Below are 21759 nucleotides of genomic sequence, written 5' to 3' on the forward strand. Positions count from 1 at the left end.
CGGGGCTGTCGGGGCCGGTTCGGCGACGTCAGGGCGTTGTTTCACTAGGCGTTGGGGCCGTCCTGGCCGTCGGCGCCGTTATTGGCGGGTGAATCGCCGGTGCCCCCTGGACCGCCGGTGCCGCCGGGGCCGCCGACGGCGGCCAGGCCGGGGCTTCCGTCAGCGCCCGAATAACCCGCATTGCCGGTACCCCCGACACCTGGCGAGCCGGCCACCGCACCGGCACCGCCGTTGCCTCCGTCGCCGGCCTTCTCCGATGCAGAGTCGCCACCGCTACCGCCGTTACCGCCGGTCCCACCCTTGCCCGCGTTGCCTCCGTTACCACCGGCCGCGCTCGCGGGCAGCGAACCACCGAGACCGCCGGCCCTGCCGGAGCCGCCCGTGCCCGCGTCTCCGCCACCACCGCCGGCACCGCCGGTACCGACGCCCAGAGCCTCACCGCCGGCACCGCCGCCACCGCCGTTGCCGCCAAAGCCGCCGGCGCCGCCGGCTCCGCCCGACCTGACAATGCCGCCTTGGAAGTCACTGGCGCCGTTGCCGCCGCCCCCGCCGTCACCGCCATTGCCGCCGCCGCCGCCGAGCCCACCGGCACCCCCGTCGCCGGATATCGACCCACCGGCGCCGCCGGCGCCGCCGGCGCCACCATTCCCGCCGTTGGCCCCGCCGTAGCCGGCATAGCCGTATGCGTCGGGGCCGGGTGTGCCGGTAGCACCGGCTGAGCCGAATCCACCGGCCCCGCCGTTTCCGCCGTTTCCGTATGATCCGCCGTCACCGCCGGCTCCGCCACCACCGCCATCGGCTCCGCCGGTGCCGCCGGCCCCGCCTGCACCGCCGTCACCGCCGGCACCGGATGGGCCTGCCGATGCCGCACCGTTGCCGCCGTCGCCGCCGGCACCGCCGTCACCCCCGATGCCGGCCTTACCTGGGGCACCCGTATTCCCGCCATCCCTGCCGCTACCGCCGTGACCGTACGTGCCGCCCAATCCGCCACCGCCACCGTTCCCGCCGCCACCGGCAGCGCCGACGGCGGAGTCCCCGCCGCGGCCGCCGCTGCCGCCGCTGCCGGCGTTGCCGGCGTTGCCGCCGACGCCGCCGTCACCGCCGAGGGAGACGGTGCCCGCGCTGAAGTTCTGGCCGCCGCTACCGCCGTTACCACCGGCGCCGCCGTTCGATGCCGAGCCGCCGGCACCGCCGGCGCCGCCGTGGGTGATGCCAAAGCCACCGGCTCCACCCGAGCCGCCGCCACCGCCGATGCCGCCATTGCCGGCATTGCCGCCGAAACCGGCAACTCGTTCCGTCGCGTTGTTGTTGCCGCCGTTGCCCCCATCGCCGCCGGCACCGCCCGCCGAACCCGAGCCACCGACACCGCCCGCACCGCCAATGACGCCGCTGCCGCCGGCACCGCCGGAGCCCCCGGCGCCGCCGCCACCGCCGTTGGCGCCGTCGCCACCTTTACTCCCGATTACGGATTGGCCGCCGGCACCGCCCAGGCCCCCCGCACCGCCGACGCCGCCGGCCGCGCCGGCGCCGCCGCTGCCGCCAGTCCCTGAGTCCGAGTTGCCGCCGGCCCCGCCGGCACCGCCGGCGCTCGCGGTGCCGCCGTGACCGCCGTTACCGCCGGCCCCGGCATCGCCTCCGGAACCACCGTCGTAGTACCCGCCGCGTCCGCCATTACCGCCGATACCACCATCGCCGCCGGCACCACCGGCACCGCCTGCGGCCCCGGAACCATCGGTGGCGCTGCCGCCGGCACCGCCGACGCCGCTGCTGCCGCCGTTACCGCCGTAGCCGCCCATCCCGCCACCGACGGCCGGCGGCCCATATCCGTCGCCGGCGGCGCCGCCCACACCGCCGTTTCCGCCGGAACCCGCGGCACCGGCGGCACCGCCGGCACCACCATTGCCTGATCCGTCGGCCGCGCCACCCGAGCCGCCGGAACCGCCGGCACCGCCGTTGGCCCCATTTCCGGCGGGTCCGCCGTGGCCGTTGTCCACGGTGAGGAACCCTGTGCCGTTGCCGCCGACACCGCCGTCACCGCCGTTGCCACCCTGCCCGGCGATGCCGCCGGCCCCGCCGGCGCCACCGTTTCCTGTCCCGTGCCCTGCACCGCCTGCGCCGCCGGTCCCGCCGTTGCCGCCCACCGCGCCGGTGGCGCCGGGACCGCCGTCGGTGCCAGAGCTGAGGAAGCCGGCCGGTTCGCCGGGGCCGCCGGCCCCGCCGTCGCCGCCGTTGCCGCCGTCGCCGCCCCTGCCGCCGTCGCCGCCGTTTCCGGAGACCAAACCGCCCTCTCCGCCCGCACCGCCGTCGCCGCCGTGACCGCCGGCAGTGCCGGCCTGGCCCGGATTGCTGTACGGGGCTCCCGCCGCGCCGTTCGCACCGGCGATGCCGGCACCGCCGTCGCCGCCCTTGCCCCCGTTGCCATACAACCCTGCGCTGCCACCGGCACCGCCGTCACCGCCGCTGGCGCCCGCGACGCCGAAGCCGTTGCCGCCCCTACCGCCGTTGCCGCCGTTACCCGACTGCGGGCCACCGATGCCACCCGCGCCGCCGGTGCCGCCGGTGCCGCCGCCGCCGCCGATGCCGCCGTCGCCGCCGTTGCCGGAGATCGCACCGGCATTGCCCCCGGCGCCACCGTCGGCACCGGCAGAACCGTTGGTGCCGTATCCACCGTCTCCGCCGTTGCCGCCGCTGCCGACGGACCCGCCGTCCCCGCCTGCCCCGCCCTTGCCGCCGCCGGTGCTTCCAAAGCCGCCGTCGCCGCCTTTGCCACCGTTACCGGACGGCCCCGCCGCCGGGTTCCCGTCGCCCCCATCGCCACCGGCGCCACCGGCACCGCCGGCACCACCCTGACCAGTCTCCCCCGGGGCTCCGCCGTCCGCGCCACCGGCGCCGCCGGCGCCGGCCAGCCCTGTCACGCCGCCGCTGCTGCCTTTGCCGCCGTCACCGGCGAGACCTGTGGCGGAGTCACCGCCCCGGCCGCCACCGCCGCCGGCTCCGGCGTCGCCCGCGGCGCCGCCGGCACCGCCGTTGCCGCCGGTGCTGCCACCGCCTTCGTTCCCGCCGGCTCCGCCGGCACCGGCGTTGCCGCCCGAGCCGCCGAAGCCGCCGTCACCGCCGAGGCCGCCCGTGCCGGATCCGTTGGCCGCGCCGCCGGCGCCACCCAAACCACCGGCACCGCCCTTACCCGCGTCGCCACCGGTACCGCCGTTGCCGCCGAATGCGCCCGCGGCGAATTCGCCCGCGACACCGCCGTCACCGCCGGATCCGCCGCCGCCACCCAGGCCCCCGGCGCCGCCCTTGCCGCCGGCACCGCCGTTGCCAGGGCCCAGCGCCTGCCCGCCTGCACCGCCTTCGCCGCCCGCTCCGGCGTCGCCTCCCGCACCGCCCGCGCCACCGGGATCACCGGAACTGAACACGCCTCCGTCGCCACCGGTACCGCCACCGCCGCCCCCACCGCCCGCTCCGCCGGCCCCGCCGACACCGCCCGCGCCGCCGTTACCCGACACCGAGCCGCCGCTGCCGCCGGCTCCGCCTTTGCCGCCAGTCGCACCGCCGGAGCCGGAGGTTCCAGCACCGCCCGTCCCGCCGCTCTGCCCGTAGTTGCCGTCGAGGCCTTTGCCGCCGTCGCCGCCCTTGCCGCCGTTGCCGACGGACCCGCCGTTGCCGCCCGCGCCGCCGTCACCGCCCTGCCCGGCCAGGCCCGCGGCGTAGCCGCCTTGACCGCCATCACCGCCGTTGCCACCGCTGGTGACCGCGGCACCCGCGATGCCGTCGACGCCTTTGCCACCCCCGGAACCGCCCTTGCCCACATCGCCGCCGGCGCCACCTGCACCTACGTTTCCGGGATTGCCGCCGTCGCCACCGCGGCCGCCGTCCGCATGACCGAACCCGCCGACCTGGCCATTACCTCCGTCACCCGGCTTTCCGGCAGCACCGCCGGTGCCGCCGGTGCCACCGGTGCCGTTGATGCCCGCGGTACCTGACCCGCCCGCGGCGACGCCGCCGGCGTTTCCGCCCGCCCCGCCCGCCCCGCCGGTTCCTCCGTTGCCGCCGCTGCCGCCGGCCTGGCCGGCTTCGCCGAGTGCGGCTCCAGAATTGCCGTCGACGCCGTCCCCGCCGCCACCACCGGTGCCGCCGTGACCGCCGAACCCGCCGGTGCCTCCGTTACCCCGGATCGACCCGCCCAGGCCGCCCGCACCACCGACTCCACCGGCGCCACCGGTCTCGCCGGCGCTCCCGGAGTCCCCCGGGTTGACGCCGTCGCCGCCGCGGACGCCGTCCGCACCCGTGCCTCCGGTACCGCCGTGTCCGCCGTTGCCAAGGTTGCCGCCGTCTCCACCGGCTCCGCCGGCACCGCCGGCCCCCGGGGGTTGGCCGGTGGGCGCCGCGGTGGCATTGCCGCCGGCACCGCCCTTCCCGCCATTGCCGGCCGTCCCGTCTGGAAGCCCGCCGGCCAGGCCCTTGGCGCCGGTGGCGCCGCCGCCGCTGTCGCCGCCCTGGCCGCCGAGACCGACCGCGCCGGTATCTCCGCCGTGCCCGCCGGCGCCGCCGTTGCCGGCCTTGGCCCCATCGCCGCCGGCGCCACCGACCCCGCCGTCGCCGCCGACGCCGGCGGTACCGCCGTTGCCACCGTCACCGCCGACGCCGTGAGTACCGTCGCTGAATCCGGCACCGTGGTGCACGCCTCCGGCCCCGCCGGCACCGCCCACGCCGCCGGTTCCACCCGCACCGCCGGTGCCACCGGCACCGCCGACACCGCCGTCACCAGCGGTGGAGGGACCCACCTGGTCCTGCCCGGGGAAGTCAGTGGAGTTCGCGTCGCCGCCGGCTCCCCCGGCGCCACCAGTAAGGCCGGCGGCCCCGGCGCCGCCGGTACCACCCTTGCCGCCGGCGCCGCCGGTGCCGCCGTTGCCGCGGATCGAACCGCCTTCACCGCCGACCCCGCCGGCTCCCCCGGCGCCGCCGGTCTGGCCGCCTACTCCGTCCCCGCCGCGGCCACCGGCGCCGCCGGTGACCCCGGTGGCCTGCCCAAGCACGAGCGAACCGCCGAACCCGCCATCGCCGCCGTTGCCCCCGGGTGCGCCGAGACCGCCGTCGCCACCCTTGCCGGCTGACGCCCCGACGCCGTCGCCGACGGTGCTCACATAGCCCCCGCCGTTGCCGCCCTTGCCGCCGGCCTGACCGGCCACCGCGCCGTTCGCGCCATCGGTGCCCGATGTCGCCGAGTTGAACGAGCCGGGGTAGCCGGTGCCGTTGTCGCCATTGGCCGCCGGGGCGACCGGTGTCGGGTTGACTCCTGCGGCGCCGGCCGCGCCGTTGCCGCCGGCGCCACCGGCGCCACCGTTGCCGTAGTTTCCGCCCGCACCGCCGGCGCCACCGGCGCCACCGTCTACGCCTGGGGTGGTGGCGTTCGCGCCTGCCCCACCGGCCCCGCCGTTGCCCATGACCCCGTCCGGTGTCGTGCCGTCCACGCCGTCAGATCCCGTGCTGGAGCCGGTGCCGCCGACACCCGCCTTGCCGCCGAGCCCGGTGTCACCACCGGCACCGCCAGCGCCACCTGCGAGATGGGTGGCGTCGCCGGCCGCCCCGGCGCCGCCGTCGCCCGGCGTTGCGCCGTTGCCGCCGCTGCCGGCGTTGCCGCCGGCACCCGTGGTGCCGGCGATCCCGTTTGCCGCGCTGCCGCCCGCTCCGCCTTTTCCGCCATCGCCGCCGGCGCCGCCATCGCCGCCCGAACCGCCGGCCTGCCCGTCGGCACCGGGCGTGGTCGCCGCTGCGCCACTGACCCCGGCACCGCCGTCGCCGCCATCGGCGCCCTGTCCGCCGGCGCCACCGGCTCCACCGTTGCCGCGAACTGAGCCGCCGGCACCACCGGCACCCCCGGCACCCCCGGCGCCACCGGCAATGCCGTCGCCGCCGGATTCACCGGCCGTCGTCCCGGCCGCGCCATTGCCACCGTCGGCGCCGTTACCGCCAGCCCCGCCGGCCCCGCCACTCCCGAAGTTTCCGCCCGCACCCCCGGCGCCGCCGGCGCCGCCATCGTCACCTGGGGTCGTGGCAGTGAAACCCGCCCCGCCCTTGCCGCCGTTGCCCAAGATCCCGGCGGGCGTGGAGCCGGCGGTGCCGTCGCTCCCCGTGGTGCGCCCGCCGCCGCCGGTGCCGCCCGCACCGCCTATGCCGGTGTTGCCACCGTGCCCGCCGGCCCCGCCGTCAGCATGGGTCGCATCGCCGGCCGCACCCGCCCCGCCGTCACCCGGGGTTGCGCCGTTACCGCCGCTGCCTGCGTTCCCCCCGGTGCCAGTCGTGCCCGAAACGCCTTGTGCCGCAGTGCCTCCGACCCCGCCGTTGCCGCCGTCGCCGCCGGCGCCGCCCTTGCCGCCGGAACCCCCGGCCTGCCCAGCATCGCCGGGTGCCGTCGCGGCCGCGCCGTTGACCCCGGCACCGCCGTTACCGCCCTGCGCGCCGTGTCCACCGGCGCCCCCGGCCCCGCCGTCTCCCCGGACCGAGCCACCCGCACCACCGGCGCCACCGGCGCCACCGGACCCGCCGTCGACGCCATCGCCACCGGACTCGCCCGCCGCGACGCCGGCCGTACCGTTGCCCCCGGCCACCCCGTTGCCGCCGGCCCCACCGGCACCCCCGTTACCGAAATTCCCACCGGCGCCGCCGGCCCCGCCGGCGCCGCCGTCGGCACCGGCTGCGATGGGATTGAAGCCTGCCCCACCGGCACCGCCGTTGCCCCCGGCGATCACGGTGCCCGCGGCCCCGTTGGGCCCGGCAACCGCTCCCGGGCCGCCGGCCGCTCCGCCGGTTCCGCCGGCCCCGACGCCACCGGTGTCGCCACCCCTGCCACCGGCACCACCACCGAGGGTCACCGCGCTGCCGGCTCCGCCGGACCCGCCATCGCCAGCAACGCCGGAATCGCCGCCGGCACCCCCGGCACCACCCGAGCCGTAGGCGCCCGCGTGACCGAACACGCTCCGGCTCGCGCCACTCGCGCCGCCGGCCCCGCCGGCACCGCCCGACCCACCGGTGCCACTGTCGCCGCCATCGCCGCCGGTAACGCCCGCGGTGGTGGCCGACCAGCCCGCACCACCGGTTCCGCCGGCACCGCCGACGCCCCCGGAACCGCCAACACCCCCGGCGCCGCCGTCACCCACGATCAGGCCGCCGCGGCCACCAGCCCCGCCGACGCCCCCCGTCCCGCCGCCGCCCCCGTCTCCGCCGGTTCCACCGGCCGCCAAGGCACTGCCCGCGCTGCCGGCGCTGCCGGCCACACCGCTGATTCCCGCTCCGCCCTGACCGCCGGCGCCGCCGGAACCGAACAGCAACGCATTGCCCCCGGCGCCGCCGGCACCGGCGCTGAGCGCATTCACCCCGACTCCGCCGGCACCCCCGGCACCGCCATTGCCCCACAGCCAACCCCCGGTGCCGCCGGTTCCGCCGCCGGCACCGGCTCCGCCGGCCCCGCCGGCGCCACCGGTTCCCAGCAACCCGGCAGCACCACCGGCCCCACCCGCGATTCCCGCCGCGCCGGATCCACCGTTACCGCCGCGGCCCCAGAGAATCCCGCCGGCCCCGCCGGCAGCCCCGGTGCCTGCCGCCCCGTCGGTACCGGGACCGATCAACGGCCTACCCAGCAGCAGATTCGTAGGCGCGTTGATCGCGCCCAGGACCTGCCCCTCCAGGGACCCCAGGACGTCGACACTGGCGGCTTCCACGGCCGCGTACGAGCCGGCGGCTCCGGCCAGCGTCCGCACAAATTGTGCGTGGAACTCCGCTGCCTGCGCACTGACAGCTTGATACTCGTGGCCGACGGTGCCGAACAAGGCCGCGATGGCCGCCGACACTTCATCGGCGGCCGCGGGCATGATCGCCGCTGTCGGCGCCGCGACCGCGGTCGCTTGCCTGACCATCTCCCCGATCTGACTTAAGTCCGCTGCTGCGGTGGCCATTGCCTGCGGTGCGGCGATCAGGAAAGAAGACATGAGGGAACTCCCAGGGTCAGGTACACAACGTCGGCGGATGCGAGCTCCCGGGGCACGCCGTCTTCGCGCGGTGCGCTAACCGTAGAGCGCTGGACAGCACCTGTTCGCCGAATGCGGCTATCGGCTCGAAGACGCTGCTTGCCGACGCTGGTCAGCAGTCCCTGTCGCGCACCTGCGCGCCGTTCAGCCCGGTGCCGACTACTGAGATGTCGGCGGCACCGCCCCGCGACGACTGCGATTCACTCCGGTTTGGTGCTGCGACCCAAAAGAAGAGCAATGGCCTCGTTGACCGACAAACCCTTGTGGCAGACCCGGTGCACCGCGTCCGTCAGCGGCATCTCGACGTCATAGCTCGACGCCAGCGCCAGCACCGACTCGCAGGAGGTGACGCCCTCGACGACGTGACCGTCCTTCCCGTGCAGTGCGGTATGCATGGTGTCGCCGCGGCCCAACCGCTCGCCCAACGAGCGGTTTCGCGAATAGGGAGAGGTGCAGGTGGCCACCAGGTCACCGACCCCCGCCAGCCCCGCCAGGGTCGCGCCCTTGGCACCCAGCGCCAGCCCGAGCCGCATGATCTCCGCCAACCCGCGGGTGATGATGGCCGCCGCGGTGTTCTCGCCCAGCCCGACGCCGACCGCCATTCCGCACGCCAGCGCGATGACGTTCTTGCACGCCCCGCCAATCTCGGTTCCCACCACATCGGAATTGGTATAAGGACGGAAGTAGCCGCTGTTCAAGAACCGCTGCAGCGCCACGGCGCGTCCGGAGTCGCTGCACGCGACGACGGTGGCCGCAGGCTGGTTCTCGGCGATCTCGCTGGCCAGGTTGGGTCCTGAGATCACCGCAACCTGCGAGGAGTCCACGCCGGTGACCGACACGATCACCTGGCTCATCCGCATCAGCGTGCCGAGCTCGATGCCTTTGGCCAGGCTCACCAGAGTCGCGCCGTCGGCCCACATACCGTTCCACTGTTCGAGGTTGGCGCGCATGGTCTGAGCCGGCACGCCGAGCAGCACCGTCGTGGCACCGGACAGCGCTTCCTCGGCGTCGTTGGTGGCGCGAATCCCGGCAGGCAGCACCGTGCCGGGAAGGTAGTCGGGGTTGTACCGGGTCTTGTTGATCTTGTTGGCGACATCGGCGCGCCGCGCCCACAACGTGACCTCACCCCCGGCGTCGGCAAGCACCTTGGCAAGCACCGTGCCCCATGCGCCCGCGCCCATCACCGCGACGGTTCCCGTGCCGGCCATCCACCACCCCTAATGTGTGCCCTGTGTGCCATCGTCACCGCGACGGCAGCCGCTAAACAGTAGTCCCAGCGACCGGCCGCCGTCACCTCCGCCGACGTAACGCTGGCAGGATGAGCACATGGGCGGCACACACGGGGATGTCGGATTGATCATCGCCGTCAAGCGTTTGGCCGCCGCCAAGACCCGGCTGGCTCCGGTGTTCTCGGCGCCGACGCGCGAGGGCGTGGTGCTGGCCATGCTCGTCGACACCTTGACCGCGGCGTCCCGGGTCGGTTCCCTGGGCTCGATCACCGTCATCACCCCCGACCAAGCGGCGGCGGCCGCGGCCACCGATCTCGGCGCCCGGGTGCTGGACGACCCGACGCCGCCCGACGACCCCGACCCGCTCAACAGCGCCATCAGCGCCGCGGCGCGCGCCGTCGATTCCCCCAATACCGTTGTGCTCCAAGGTGATCTACCGGCCCTGCAGACCCAAGAACTCGCCGAGGCGATCTCGGCGGCGCGCCACCACCAGCGCAGCTTCGTCGCCGACCGGCTCGGTACCGGCACCGCGGTGCTGTGCGCGTTCGGCACCGGGCTGGATCCGCACTTCGGATCGGATTCCGCAGCGCGCCATCGTCGTTCGGGCGCGATCGAGCTCACCGGCGCCTGGCCGGGCCTGCGCTGCGACGTCGACACACCGGCTGACCTTGCGGCCGCCCGCCAACTCGGGGTGGGCTCGGCCACCGCACGCGCTATCGCGCACCGCTCCGCGCGGTGAGGCGCACCGCCGGGTGAATGGCAACCAAACGGCGCATGGATCTCTGCTGACTGCTGGCAGCATCGCCGGGTGATAGGCAATGATCGCAGGGTGACCGAAATCGAAGCCACCCCAGAGGCAGAGGCACGTCCCGACGACCACGCTTGGCACCCTGGCGACTCGGCTCCTGCGGCTCCTCCGGCCGCGACCCCGGCGGCGATCATCGACGCGCTGCCGGAAGAGCGCTACCTGAACCGGGAACTGAGCTGGCTCGATTTCAACGCTCGTGTCCTTGCCCTGGCCGACGACAATTCCATGCCGCTACTCGAACGCGCCAAGTTCCTGGCGATCTTCGCCTCCAATCTCGACGAGTTCTACATGGTTCGGGTCGCCGGCCTCAAACGCCGCGACGAGATGGGGCTGTCGGTCCGGTCTGCGGACGGGTTGACGCCGCGCGAACAACTGCGCCGCATCGGCGAGCAGACTCAACAGATCTCCATCCGTCACTCGCGCGTATTCCTCGACTCGGTGCTGCCCGCGCTCGAGGAGGAGGGCATCTACATCGTCACGTGGGCCGATCTGGACGATGCTGAACGAGAGCACTTGTCGACGTATTTCCACGAGCAGGTCTTCCCCGTTCTCACCCCGCTGGCGGTCGACCCCGCCCACCCCTTCCCGTTCGTGAGCGGGCTGAGCCTGAATCTGGCCATCACCGTCAAGCAACCCGAAGACGGCACTCAGCATTTCGCGCGGGTGAAGGTCCCCGACAACGTCGACCGGTTCGTCGAACTTGAAGCCAAGGGTGACGAGGGGGACGATCAGGTGGTCGTCCGGTTCCTGCCGATGGAAGAGTTGATCGCCGCCTTCCTCCCGGTGCTCTTTCCCGGCATGGAAATCGTGGAGCACCATGCGTTTCGGATCACCCGCAACGCCGACTTCGAGGTGGAAGAGGACCGCGACGAGGACCTGTTGCAGGCGCTCGAGCGCGAATTGGCGCGGCGCCGATTCGGTTCCCCGGTGCGACTCGAAGCCTCTGACGACATGACCGAGGGCATGCTGGAGCTGCTGCTGCGCGAGCTCGACGTGCATCCCGGCGATGTCATCGAAGTGCCTGGGCTGCTGGATTTGTCGTCGTTGTGGCAGATCTACGGCCTCGACCGGCCCGCGCTGAAGGACCGGGCCTTCGTTCCGGCGACTCACCCCGCCTTCGCGGAGCGGGAGACACCCAAGAGCATCTTCGCGACGCTGCGCGAAGGCGACGTCTTGGTGCACCACCCGTACGACTCGTTCTCGACAAGCGTGCAGCGGTTCGTCGAACAGGCCGCGGCCGACCCCAATGTGCTCGCGATCAAGCAGACGCTGTACCGCACCTCCGGCGATTCGCCGATAGTGCGGGCGTTGATCGACGCCGCCGAGGCCGGAAAGCAAGTCGTGGCAATGGTTGAGATCAAGGCGCGCTTCGATGAGCAGGCCAACATTCGTTGGGCGCGAACCCTTGAGCAGGCGGGCGTGCATGTCGTGTACGGGTTTGTCGGCCTCAAGACACACTGCAAAACCTGCCTGGTGGTGCGTCGCGAAGGCCCGACAATCCGGCGGTACTGCCACGTGGGGACAGGAAACTACAACGGTAAGACGGCGCGGCTTTACGAGGATGTGGGGTTGCTGACGGCGGACCCCGCCATCGGTGCCGACCTGACCGACCTGTTCAACACGCTGACCGGTTACTCACGAAAGCTGACCTACCGCAACCTCTTAGTCGCCCCGCACGGCATCCGCACCGGCATCATCGAGCGCGTCGAACGTGAGGTCGAAGCGCACCGTCGGGGCAATGACGCGCGGATACGACTGAAGATGAATGCTCTGGTCGACGAGCAGGTGATCGACGCGCTCTACCGGGCATCGCAGGCCGGCGTGCGGGTGGAGGTGGTGGTGCGCGGCATCTGCGCGTTGCGCCCGGGCGCCGAGGGTCTCTCCGAGAACATCACCGTGCGCTCCATTCTCGGTCGTTTCCTGGAACATTCGCGGATTCTGCATTTCAACGCCATCGACGAATTCTGGATAGGCAGCGCCGACATGATGCACCGCAACCTGGACCGGCGCGTCGAGGTGATGGCTCAGGTCAAGGACCCGCGCTTGACCGCACAGCTTGACGATCTGTTCGAGTCCGCGCTGGACCCGGCCACCCGATGCTGGGAACTCGGTTCCGACGGCCAATGGACGGCCTCGCCGCAGGAGGGTGAAAGCGTGCGCGATCATCAGGCTTCCCTCATGGAGCGACACCGCAGCCCGTAATACCGTGGCGTCCCGAGGGACCACGTCCAGCAGCAGCACGAGCGACCTGGCCGAATTGACCTGCAGGAGTGAAGGTGTCGATCCAGAACTCGTCGGACCGTCGACGCCCCGGTAACCGGGTCGTGTACGCGGCCGGCGCGGTGTTGTGGCGACCTGTCAAGAGCAACCCGGCAAAGTCGGTCGAGATCGCCGTCATTCACCGACCGCGATACGACGACTGGTCATTGCCCAAAGGAAAAGTCGATCCGGGCGAAACCGCGGCGGTCGCCGCGGTGCGCGAGGTGCTCGAAGAGACCGGCCACCACAGTCATCTCGGCAGATGTCTGACGACCATCACCTACCCGATCGACCAGGGCGTCAAGCGGGTGCACTACTGGGCGGCACGCAGCACCGGCGGCAGGTTCGCTCCCGGACACGAGGTCGACGAGCTCATCTGGCTGCCGGTGGCCGACGCCATGAAGAAGCTCGACTACGCACCGGATCGAAAGGTCCTGCGGCGGTTCGTCAAACAGCCACCGGACACCAAGACCGTCCTAGTGGTGCGGCACGGCACCGCCGGCAGCAAGTCACGGTATCGCGGTGACGACACCAAGCGGCCGCTGGACAAGAAGGGCCGCGCCCAGGCCGAAGCGCTGGTCGGTCAGCTGATGGCGTTCGGCGCCGACCGGGTCTACGCGGCTGATCGCGTGCGGTGCCATCAGACCGTGGAGCCGCTGGCCGCCGAGTTGGGCGTCGAGATCCACAACGAGCCACACCTGACCGAGGAGGCGTACGCCAGGAACGCCAAACGCGGTCGGCAGCGGGTTCTGCAGATCGCCCAACGCGCCGGAACACCCGTGATCTGTACGCAGGGCAAGGTGATTCCGGACCTGATCGCATGGTGGTGCGAACGCGACGGAGTGCGCCCCGACAAGTCACGCAACCTCAAAGGCAGTACCTGGGTGCTCTCGTTGTCGGACGGCCGGCTCATCGCCGCCGACCACATCGGCGGCGCGCTGGCCGCGAACGTGCGCGCCTGACAAGCGAATACCCTCCGAAGGCATCGCTGCCCGCCGGAGGGTATTCGTGTGAGCTGACTACTTGCGGCCGCGCCGTGTGCTCGTGGCCTTCTTGGCCGGAGCCTTCTTGGCCGGAGCCTTGGTGGCAGCCTTCTTGGCCGGAGCCTTGGTCACAGCCTTCTTAGCCGGAGCCTTGGTCACAGCCTTCTTAGCCGGAGCCTTGGTCACAGCCTTCTTAGCCGGAGCCTTGGTCGCGGCCTTCTTGGCGGCGGGAGCCTTGGTGGCGGCCTTCTTGGCGGCGGGAGCCTTCGTGGCGGCCTTCTTGGCCGGAGCCTTGGTGGCGGCCTTCTTGGCCGGAGCCTTGGTGGCAGCCTTCTTGGCCGGAGCCTTCTTGGCAGCCGTCTTCTTGGCCGCGCTGGCGACCACGCCACGCTTCACTGCGGGGCCCTCGGCCGGGAGCTTTTGTGCGCCAGCCACAACCGCTTTGAATTGAGCTCCTGGACGGAACGCCGGAACAGACGTCGGCTTGACCTTCACCGTCTCACCGGTGCGCGGGTTGCGGGCGACGCGTGCCGCGCGGCGACGCTGTTCGAAGACACCGAAACCGGTAATCGTGACGCTGTCGCCCTTGTGGACGGCGCGCACAATCGTGTCGACGACATTCTCGACAGCGGCGGTCGCCTGCCGACGGTCTGAGCCCAATTTCTGTGTGAGCACATCTATGAGCTCTGCTTTATTCATCCAACCCTCCGAGGCCAGTGGTCCTCTTTTGGAACCGACTAGTGCACTACGGTAATCCCTCAACTGGCAAATTGCCAAGAGCCACGCGCAATTTCAGCCCGCTATTGCGGTCGGGAACCGACCATTTCGGCAATCCGATTGCCGCCCTTGGCCGCTGGCGCCACTGAGAAATGCCCCCGGATTAGCGCCCGAATTCGGCGCTGTCCGGCCCTTCAGGAGGCCGGCAAAGTACGCGGTTTCCACCCTGGACGGGCCGCCTCGAAGGCTTCGATTTCGTCGAGTTTCTGCAGCGTAAGGGCTATATCGTCCAGTCCGTGGAGCAATCTGAAGGCGGTGTGATCGTCAATCCTGAACGGCAGCACCGCTGTTCCCGCGGTGACATTTCGATCTTGAAGATTGACAGTGATTTCCAGCCCCGGGCTCTGCTCGATCAGCTTCCAGAGAAGTTCGACGCCATCTTGGTCCACTTCGGCCGCCAACAGCCCCGCCTTGCCGGCGTTGCCGCGAAAGATGTCACCGAACCGGGACGAGATAACGACCCGGAATCCGTAGTCCATGAGCGCCCAGACGGCGTGCTCGCGAGAAGACCCCGTGCCGAAATCCGGCCCGGCGACCAAGACCGAGCCACGGTCAAAGGGGCTGAGGTTGAGCACGAATGACGGATCCGACCGCCAGCTCGCGAACAAGCCGTCCTCGAAACCGGTTCGGGTGACGCGCTTCAGGTAGACCGCGGGAATGATCTGATCGGTGTCGACATTGGACCGGCGCAGCGGCACACCGATGCCGGTGTGGGTGTCAAAGGCTTCCATGCTCTTCCCCTAAATCTCAATGTGAATTCAAGTCGGCTAGTTCAAATCCGCCGGCGCAGAAAGCTTGCCGCGGACGGCGGTGGCTGCGGCGACGGCCGGCGAAACCAGGTGCGTGCGACCGCCCTTGCCCTGCCGCCCTTCGAAATTGCGGTTGGAGGTCGCGGCGCAGCGCTCCCCCGGCGCAAGCTGATCCGGGTTCATGCCCAGGCACATCGAGCAGCCCGCCTGCCGCCATTCGGCGCCCGCGGCGGTGAAGATCTCGCCGAGACCCTCGGCTTCCGCCTGCGCGCGAACCCGCATCGAGCCTGGAACCACGAGCATCCGAACACCCTCAGCGACCTTGTGACCACGCAAGATATCGGCCACAACCCGCAGGTCCTCGATCCGGCCGTTGGTGCATGACCCGACGAACACGGTGTCGACCGCGATATCGCGCATCGCCGTCCCCGGCTGAAGGTCCATGTACGCCAACGCTTTCTCAGCGGCCTGACGCTGGGCGTCATCGGTCATCAGCTCGGGATCGGGCACGCTGCCACCCAACGGCACCCCCTGGCCGGGGTTGGTTCCCCAGGTGACGAACGGGGTGAGCGAAGCGGCGTCGAGGTACACCTCGGTGTCGAAAACCGCTCCCGGATCGGTACGCAGCTGCTGCCAGTAGGCCAGCGCCGCATCCCAGTCGGCACCGGTGGGCGCATGCGGACGGCCCCGCAAAAATTCAAAAGTGGTGTCGTCCGGGGCCACCATCCCGGCCCGGGCACCGGCTTCGATACTCATGTTGCAGATCGTCATCCGGCCTTCCATCGACAGCGATTCGATGGCGCTGCCGCGGTATTCGATGACGTGCCCCTGACCGCCACCGGTCCCGATCTTGGCGATCAGCGCGAGGATGACGTCCTTGGCCGTGACCCCTGGGGGCAGCTGACCGTCGACATTGACCGCCATTGTCTTGAACGGTCGCAGCGCCAGCGTCTGGGTGGCGAGCACATGTTCGACTTCGGAAGTGCCGATACCCATTGCGATTGCACCGAATGCACCGTGGGTGGATGTGTGACTATCGCCACAGACAATTGTCATCCCGGGTTGGGTGAGACCCAATTGCGGTCCGACGACGTGCACGATGCCCTGTTCGATATCGCCCATCGGGTGCAGCCGCACACCGAATTCGGCGCAATTGCGCCGCAATGTCTCGACCTGTGTGCGGGACACCGGGTCGGCAATCGGCTTGTCGATATCGATGGTCGGCACATTGTGGTCTTCGGTGGCGATCGTCAGGTCGGTCCGTCGCACCGGCCGGCCGGCCAGCCGCAGGCCGTCGAATGCCTGCGGACTCGTGACCTCGTGCACCAGATGAAGGTCGATGTAGATCAGGTCCGGCGCATCGTCGCCGCCGGACACCACAACGTGGTCTTCCCATACCTTCTCGGCCAACGTGCGGGGCCGGCCGGCGTCAGGTGGGTTGTGCGTCTGCGCTGCCTGCGGTGCCATCTTCAACTCGATTCGTCCATTCGCGGCTCGCGGATCCCTCCGGGCTGGTGATCTCACTATGCGAGACGCTAGTATCTTCTTGTGAGACAGCATAGCGGCATCGGCGTCCTCGACAAAGCCGTCGGCATCCTGCATGCGATCGCGGAATCGCCCTGCGGGCTAGCCGAACTGTGCGAGCGCACCGGCCTGCCCAGGGCCACCGCTTACCGGCTGGCCGCAGCGCTGGAAGTGCATCGGCTGGTGGGTCGCGACGAGGAGGGCCGGTGGCGGCTCGGTCCTGCGGTCACCGAACTCTCGGCGTATGTCAGCGACCCGTTGTTGGCCGCGAGCGCCGCGGTACTTCCCCAATTGCGGGAGACCACCGGTGAAAGCGTCCAGTTGTACCGTCGCGAAGGCACCTCCCGTGTCTGCATCGCCGCTCTGGAACCGCCTGCGGGCCTTCGCGATACGGTGCCGGTCGGCGCCCGGCTGCCGATGACGGCAGGATCCGGGGCGAAGGTGCTGCTGGCCCACAGCGACCCTGCGACCCAGAAAGCGGTACTGCCCAAGGCGATGTTCACCGACCGGGTACTCGCCGAAGTCCGCAAACGTGGCTGGGCGCAAAGTGTCGCCGAGCGCGAACCGGGCGTGGCGAGCGTATCGGCGCCGGTGCGCGACGGGCGGGGCGTGGTGGTCGCCGCGATCTCGGTTTCGGGACCGGTCGACCGCATGGGCCGGCGTCCCGGCGCGCGTTGGGCCGCCGACCTTCTGGCCGCCGCCGAGGCGTTGACGCGGCGGTTGTAGTACCGCGGCCGGGTGCACCGAGATTGCATCCGGGGGTCACTTGAGAGGCTTGAGCCGACGTTGAGCGCAAGCTCGGCACCACCAGTGCAGAGGCGACGCACGGGCGCCTGACACACTGACGCCATGGGAACGAATCAACGCGCGAGCATCGTCATGTCCGAGGCCGAGATCACCGACTTCATCAACAACAGTCGGACCGGCACGCTGGCCACCATCGGACCCGACGGGCAGCCGCATCTGGTGGCGATGTGGTACGCGGTGGTCGACGGCGAGATCTGGCTGGAGACCAAAGCCAAGTCGCAGAAGGCGGTCAACCTCCGGCGCGACCCTCGGGTCAGCTTCCTTCTCGAGGACGGCGACACCTACGACACCCTGCGCGGTGTGTCATTCGAAGGCGTCGCCGAGATCGTCGACGATCCCGACGCGCTGCACCGGGTCGGAGTCAGCGTGTGGGAGCGCTACACGGGCCCCTACAGCGACGACATGAAGCCGTTCGTGGACCAGATGATGAACAAGCGGGTCGGCGTGCGCATCGTAAGCCGGCGGACTCGTTCGTGGGATCACCGCAAGCTGGGTCTGCCCAGCATGCCGGTGGGTGGTACGACCGCGGCGGCCGCCAGAGGCGGCGGCGATCAATAACCGCAGAAATCGTTTTTGTAGCCCCGATGGGATTCGAACCCACGCTACCGCCGTGAGAGGGCGGCGTCCTAGGCCGCTAGACGACGGGGCCAGAAACGATCCGAGCAGTCAGCATAGCTCAACCCGGATACCCCACCTAATCGCTCGGCGTCTGCCGTGCGCCGGTGGAGCTTTGCTGGGGTACCAGGACTCGAACCTAGAATGGCTGAACCAGAATCAGCTGTGTTGCCAATTACACCATACCCCATTTGCGACCTGAAACCGCTGGTCAGTGCACATTCTGCGGGTTAACACCCGCGTCCTGGCGCTACTGGATCCGAGCCGTTCCAAGCCTTTGAAGCCGCAGTGCACACTACCAAAGACTTCAGGCGTCGTACGCACGCCCTGGAACGCCTAGGCCGACCCGCCCCGCTCTCGCGCAGAGCGCAGCCTCCCCAGGCTGCGATCACGGCCCAGAAGTTCCAGTGACTCGAACAACGGCGGGCTGATCGTGGTGCCCGTGGCGGCCACCCGGATCGGCCCGAATGCCTTGCGAGGTTTGAGTTCCATTCCGTCGATGAGGGAGCTCTTGAGGGCGGTTTCGATCTGTTCTGTGGTCCAGTCCGTGATGCCCTCGAGCGCACCGGTCGCCGCGTCCAGCACCGGGCCCGCATCCGGACCCAATTCCTTGGCGGCGGCCTTGGGGTCGAGCGCGTACTCGTCGTCGTTGAAGAACTTCAGCAGATCCCAGGCGTCGCCGAGCACGACGATGCGCGTCTGCACCAGCTCGGCGACCGTCTTGAAAGCTCCCTCGTCCAACCCGAGTCGGTGTCCGTGGGTTTCCAGGTAGTCGCGCAGCCGGGTGGTGAAGTCGTCGACGGTGAGCATGCGGATGTGCTCTGCGTTGATGGCGTCGGCCTTCTTCTGGTCGAAGCGAGCCGGGTTGGAGGTGACGTTGACGACGTCGAAGGCGGCGACCATCTCGTCGAGGCTGAACAGGTCGTGGTCGTCGGCGATCGACCAGCCAAGCAGCGCAAGGTAATTGAGCAGCCCTTCGGGGATGAAGCCACGGTCGCGGTGCAGGAACAGGTTGGACTGGGGGTCACGCTTGGACAGCTTCTTGGTCCCCTCCCCCAATACCGGTGGGAAGTGACCGAATTCCGGGATGCGCTCGGCCACGCCGATCCGGATCAACGCCTGGTACAGGGCGATCTGCCGCGGGGTGGACGGCAACAGGTCCTCGCCGCGCAGCACGTGGGTGATCCTCATCAACGCGTCGTCGCACGGATTGACCAACGTGTACAACGGATCCCCGTTGGCACGCGTCAACGCGAAGTCGGGCACCGAACCGGCCGCGAAGCTGGTGGTTCCGCGCACCAGGTCATCCCAGGCGAGGTCGGCGTCCGGCATCCGCAACCGCACCACGGGCTGGCGCCCCTCGGCCAGAAATGCCGCCCGCTGCGCGTCGGTGAGCTGACGGTCGAAGTTGTCGTAGCCGAGTTTGGGGTTCCGTCCGGCCGCCAGGTGCCGGGCCTCGACCTCCTCCGGCGTCGAGAACGCGTAGTACGCCTCGCCCGCCTCGAGTAGGCGCGCGACGACATCGCGGTACAGGTCTTTGCGCTGCGATTGCCGGTACGGCGCGTACGGGCCGCCCACCTCGGGTCCTTCGTCCCAGTCCAGCCCGAGCCAGCGCAGGGCGTCGAGCAGCGCCAGATAGCTTTCCTCGCTGTCGCGTTCGGCGTCGGTGTCCTCGATGCGGAAGACGAAGGTACCGCCGGTATGCCGGGCGTAGGCCCAGTTGAACAGCGCGGTGCGGATCATCCCGACGTGGGGTATGCCGGTGGGCGACGGGCAGAACCTAACCCGGACGTGCTCTGCGTTGGTCACGACTTTCCTTTGCGGACAACGGGATTGGTAAGGGTGCCGATACCCTCGACGGTGACCGACACGGTGTCGCCGTCCTCGATCGGGCCGACGCCGGCGGGGGTTCCGGTAAGAATGAGATCGCCTGGCAGCAGGGTCATTACCGCCGAGATCCACTCGATGATGGCGCCGACGTCATGGATCATCAGCGAGGTGCGCGCGTCCTGCTTGACGTCACCGTTGACTTCGGTGCGCAGGGCGAGATCACCGGGGTCGATGTCGGTGACGATCCAGGGGCCGACGGGGCAGAACGTGTCGTGCCCCTTGGCCCTGGTCCACTGGCCGTCGGACTTCTGCTGATCACGGGCCGAGACGTCGTTGCCGATGGTGTAGCCGAGGATGTTGTCGGCGGCCTGCTCCGCGCTGACGTCTTTGCACGCCCGGCCGATGACCACCGCCAGCTCGCCCTCGAAATGCACCGGTGATGCGTTGGCGGGCAATCTGATCGGCACGTTGGGCCCGATGATGGCGGTGTTGGGCTTGAGGAAGATCACCGGGTCGGCCGGGGCCTGGCCGCCCATCTCGGCGATGTGGTCGGCGTAGTTCTTGCCGATGCAGACGACCTTGCTGGCAAGTATCGGGGCCAGCAACCGGACGTCGGCCAGTGGCCAGGACCGGCCGGTAAAGGTCGGCGTGCCGAACGGGTGCTCGGCAATTTCGCGGACCGTCATCGCGGCGGGGTCGTTGAGATCTCCTTCGATGCTGACAAAAGCGACACCGTCCGGGCTGGCGATTCGTCCAAGGCGCATTCGGATGAGCCTATCTGGGGCCACGCGCCCGGCGTAGCCGGGCGCTACGGGCCTGGAGGGTCCGCGTCACCCAGGCTGCGAATTTGCAGCGAAAGTACGAGTAGAGCCCGCCAAATTCGCAGTCTCGACGGCGGGCAGGCGACGGAACCGACGGTGAGTAGGCGCCGGTTAGGCAACGTACTCGACGACCGCGGCGGCCAAAACGACGTTGCTGCTGTGCAAGCATGAGTAAATGCCTCGGGAACCGGCCAGTGCGGTCGCGCGGTGGTCGATCGTCGCCGTCTCGCTGGTCGCCACGACGAGTTCCTTCCTCTTCATCAACGGCATCGCCTTCCTCATCCCCCGCCTGGAAGCGGCACGCGGAACGCCCCTCGCCCAGGCGGGTCTGCTGGCGTCGATGCCGAGCTGGGGCATGGTCGTCACTCTGGTCGCCTGGGGCTACGCATTGGACCGCGTCGGCGAACGCATCGTGTTGACCGTCGGCTCGGCTCTGACGGCAGCCGCCGCCTATGCCGCCGCCTCCGTTCACTCGCTGCTACTGATGGGCGTCTTCCTCTTCCTCGGCGGCATGGCAGCCGCCAGCGCCAACACCGCGGGCGGCCGGCTGGTATCCGGGTGGTTTCCGCCGCAGCAGCGGGGACTGGCGATGGGTTTCCGCCAGACCGCCCAACCACTCGGAATCGCGTTGGGCGCCTTGGTGATTCCCGAGCTCGCCGAGAACAGCGCGCACGCGGCGCTGATGTTCCCGGCGGTGATGTGCGGGATAGCAACGCTCGTCTGCCTCATCGGCGTCGTCGACCCGCCACGCAAATCCCGGCGGACGGCCTCGCACCAGGAACTGGCCAGCCCCTACCGCGGTTCGAACGTGTTGTGGCGAATCCACGCGGCGTCGGCTCTGTTGATGATGCCCCAGACGGTGACGGTCACCTTCATGCTCGTCTGGCTGATCAACGAGCATCACTGGTCAGTGGCGGCGGCCGGCGGCTTGGTGACCATCTCACAGCTGATCGGGGCGGGCGGCCGAATCCTGGTCGGCCGCTGGTCGGATCGCGTCGGCTCGCGGATGCGTCCGGTCCGCATCATCGCCCTCGCGGCCGCGCTGGCTCTGGTCCTGCTGTCGCTGAGCGACCGGGTCGGTTCGCGCTTCGACGTGATGTTGATGATCACCGTCTCGGTACTGGCGGTGCTCGACAACGGACTGGAGGCCACCGCCATCACCGAATTCGCCGGTCCCTACTGGAGTGGACGTGCGCTGGGCACCCAGAACACCACGCAGCGACTGATGGCCGCCGCCGGGCCACCCATGTTCGGCGCGTTGATCACCGCCGCCGCCTATCCGCTGGCGTGGGCGTTGTGCGCGTTGTTCCCGTTGGCCGCGGCGCCACTGGTG

At 70.6% G+C, this 21759-nt stretch carries 12 protein-coding genes, 2 tRNA genes and 1 pseudogene; 6 read left to right on the plus strand and 9 right to left on the minus strand.

The features are described from left to right. Positions 1–44 precede the first annotated feature (44 nt). Complete coding sequence (locus QXK92_RS09810) at positions 45–7985, minus strand: PE family protein (RefSeq protein WP_306241461.1); 7941 nt, start codon at positions 7983–7985, stop codon at positions 45–47. 239 nt (positions 7986–8224) lie between these two features. Further along, positions 8225–9232, minus strand: a complete 1008-nt coding sequence (locus QXK92_RS09815; RefSeq protein ID WP_306241462.1) for an NAD(P)H-dependent glycerol-3-phosphate dehydrogenase — start codon at positions 9230–9232, stop codon at positions 8225–8227. 118 nt (positions 9233–9350) lie between these two features. Between QXK92_RS09815 and cofC the strand changes: the two genes are divergently transcribed. From cofC to QXK92_RS09830, 3 genes are all read left to right on the plus strand, one after another. Further along, entirely contained in the window at positions 9351–9992 is a 642-nt protein-coding gene (gene cofC, locus QXK92_RS09820; RefSeq protein WP_306241463.1) for a 2-phospho-L-lactate guanylyltransferase, read from the plus strand. Positions 9993–10061: 69 nt separating this feature from the next. Then, positions 10062–12263: an RNA degradosome polyphosphate kinase gene (locus QXK92_RS09825; RefSeq protein ID WP_306241464.1), complete on the plus strand. Its 2202-nt coding sequence runs from the start codon at positions 10062–10064 to the stop codon at positions 12261–12263. A gap of 74 nt (positions 12264–12337) precedes the next feature. Beyond that, the gene (locus QXK92_RS09830; protein ID WP_306241465.1) at positions 12338–13282 is read left to right on the plus strand and encodes an NUDIX hydrolase; all 945 of its coding nucleotides are present in this window, start codon (positions 12338–12340) and stop codon (positions 13280–13282) included. A 57-nt stretch (positions 13283–13339) separates the two neighbouring features. Here QXK92_RS09830 and QXK92_RS09835 read toward each other — a convergent pair whose 3' ends face one another. The 3 genes from QXK92_RS09835 to leuC all read right to left on the minus strand — a co-directional run bounded on the left by QXK92_RS09835 (position 13340) and on the right by leuC (position 16296). Next, positions 13340–14002, minus strand: a complete 663-nt coding sequence (locus QXK92_RS09835; RefSeq protein WP_306241466.1) for an HU family DNA-binding protein — start codon at positions 14000–14002, stop codon at positions 13340–13342. 212 nt (positions 14003–14214) lie between these two features. Continuing rightward, positions 14215–14811: a 3-isopropylmalate dehydratase small subunit gene (gene leuD, locus QXK92_RS09840; RefSeq protein WP_306241467.1), complete on the minus strand. Its 597-nt coding sequence runs from the start codon at positions 14809–14811 to the stop codon at positions 14215–14217. Between the two features lie 36 nt (positions 14812–14847). Continuing rightward, the gene (gene leuC / locus QXK92_RS09845; protein ID WP_306241468.1) at positions 14848–16296 is read right to left on the minus strand and encodes a 3-isopropylmalate dehydratase large subunit; all 1449 of its coding nucleotides are present in this window, start codon (positions 16294–16296) and stop codon (positions 14848–14850) included. Between the two features lie 81 nt (positions 16297–16377). On the opposite strand from leuC, the gene QXK92_RS09850 reads away from it, so the two are divergent. Together QXK92_RS09850 and QXK92_RS09855 are read left to right on the plus strand one after the other, a co-directional pair. Beyond that, positions 16378–17079, plus strand: a complete 702-nt coding sequence (locus tag QXK92_RS09850; RefSeq protein ID WP_306241469.1) for an IclR family transcriptional regulator — start codon at positions 16378–16380, stop codon at positions 17077–17079. Between the two features lie 123 nt (positions 17080–17202). After that, the gene (locus QXK92_RS09855) at positions 17203–17718 is read left to right on the plus strand and encodes a PPOX class F420-dependent oxidoreductase (protein ID WP_306241470.1); all 516 of its coding nucleotides are present in this window, start codon (positions 17203–17205) and stop codon (positions 17716–17718) included. Positions 17719–17736: 18 nt separating this feature from the next. Here the strand turns inward: QXK92_RS09855 and QXK92_RS09860 are convergent. From QXK92_RS09860 to QXK92_RS09875, 4 genes are all read right to left on the minus strand, one after another. Then, positions 17737–17809, minus strand: a tRNA-Glu gene (locus QXK92_RS09860). Positions 17810–17893: 84 nt separating this feature from the next. After that, positions 17894–17965 (minus strand) — tRNA-Gln (locus QXK92_RS09865). Positions 17966–18111: 146 nt separating this feature from the next. After that, the gene (gltX, locus tag QXK92_RS09870; protein ID WP_306241471.1) at positions 18112–19584 is read right to left on the minus strand and encodes a glutamate--tRNA ligase; all 1473 of its coding nucleotides are present in this window, start codon (positions 19582–19584) and stop codon (positions 18112–18114) included. Next, positions 19581–20369 (minus strand): fumarylacetoacetate hydrolase family protein, encoded by a 789-nt coding sequence (locus QXK92_RS09875; protein ID WP_306241472.1) that lies wholly within the window; start codon positions 20367–20369, stop codon positions 19581–19583. The genes gltX and QXK92_RS09875 overlap by 4 nt, the downstream gene beginning before the upstream one ends. A gap of 232 nt (positions 20370–20601) precedes the next feature. Between QXK92_RS09875 and QXK92_RS09880 the strand changes: the two are divergent. After that, positions 20602–21657, plus strand: a pseudogene (locus tag QXK92_RS09880) (MFS transporter); the annotation flags it as partial. Positions 21658–21759: the final 102 nt, after the last annotated feature.

Source organism: Mycobacterium sp. TY815 (genome assembly GCF_030755135.1).
In the GTDB taxonomy this organism is placed as follows: domain Bacteria; phylum Actinomycetota; class Actinomycetes; order Mycobacteriales; family Mycobacteriaceae; genus Mycobacterium.

Bases quoted from the DNA above. Each gene is read 5' to 3' on its own strand.
- cofC (WP_306241463.1), top strand. From the start codon at position 9,351: ATGGGCGGCACACACGGGGATGTCGGATTGATCATCGCCGTCAAGCGT.
- leuD (WP_306241467.1), bottom strand. From the start codon at position 14,811: ATGGAAGCCTTTGACACCCACACCGGCATCGGTGTGCCGCTGCGCCGG.
- leuC (WP_306241468.1), bottom strand. From the start codon at position 16,296: ATGGCACCGCAGGCAGCGCAGACGCACAACCCACCTGACGCCGGCCGG.
- QXK92_RS09815 (WP_306241462.1), bottom strand. From the start codon at position 9,232: ATGGCCGGCACGGGAACCGTCGCGGTGATGGGCGCGGGCGCATGGGGC.
- QXK92_RS09875 (WP_306241472.1), bottom strand. From the start codon at position 20,369: ATGCGCCTTGGACGAATCGCCAGCCCGGACGGTGTCGCTTTTGTCAGC.
- QXK92_RS09835 (WP_306241466.1), bottom strand. From the start codon at position 14,002: ATGAATAAAGCAGAGCTCATAGATGTGCTCACACAGAAATTGGGCTCA.
- QXK92_RS09855 (WP_306241470.1), top strand. From the start codon at position 17,203: ATGGGAACGAATCAACGCGCGAGCATCGTCATGTCCGAGGCCGAGATC.
- QXK92_RS09810 (WP_306241461.1), bottom strand. From the start codon at position 7,985: ATGTCTTCTTTCCTGATCGCCGCACCGCAGGCAATGGCCACCGCAGCA.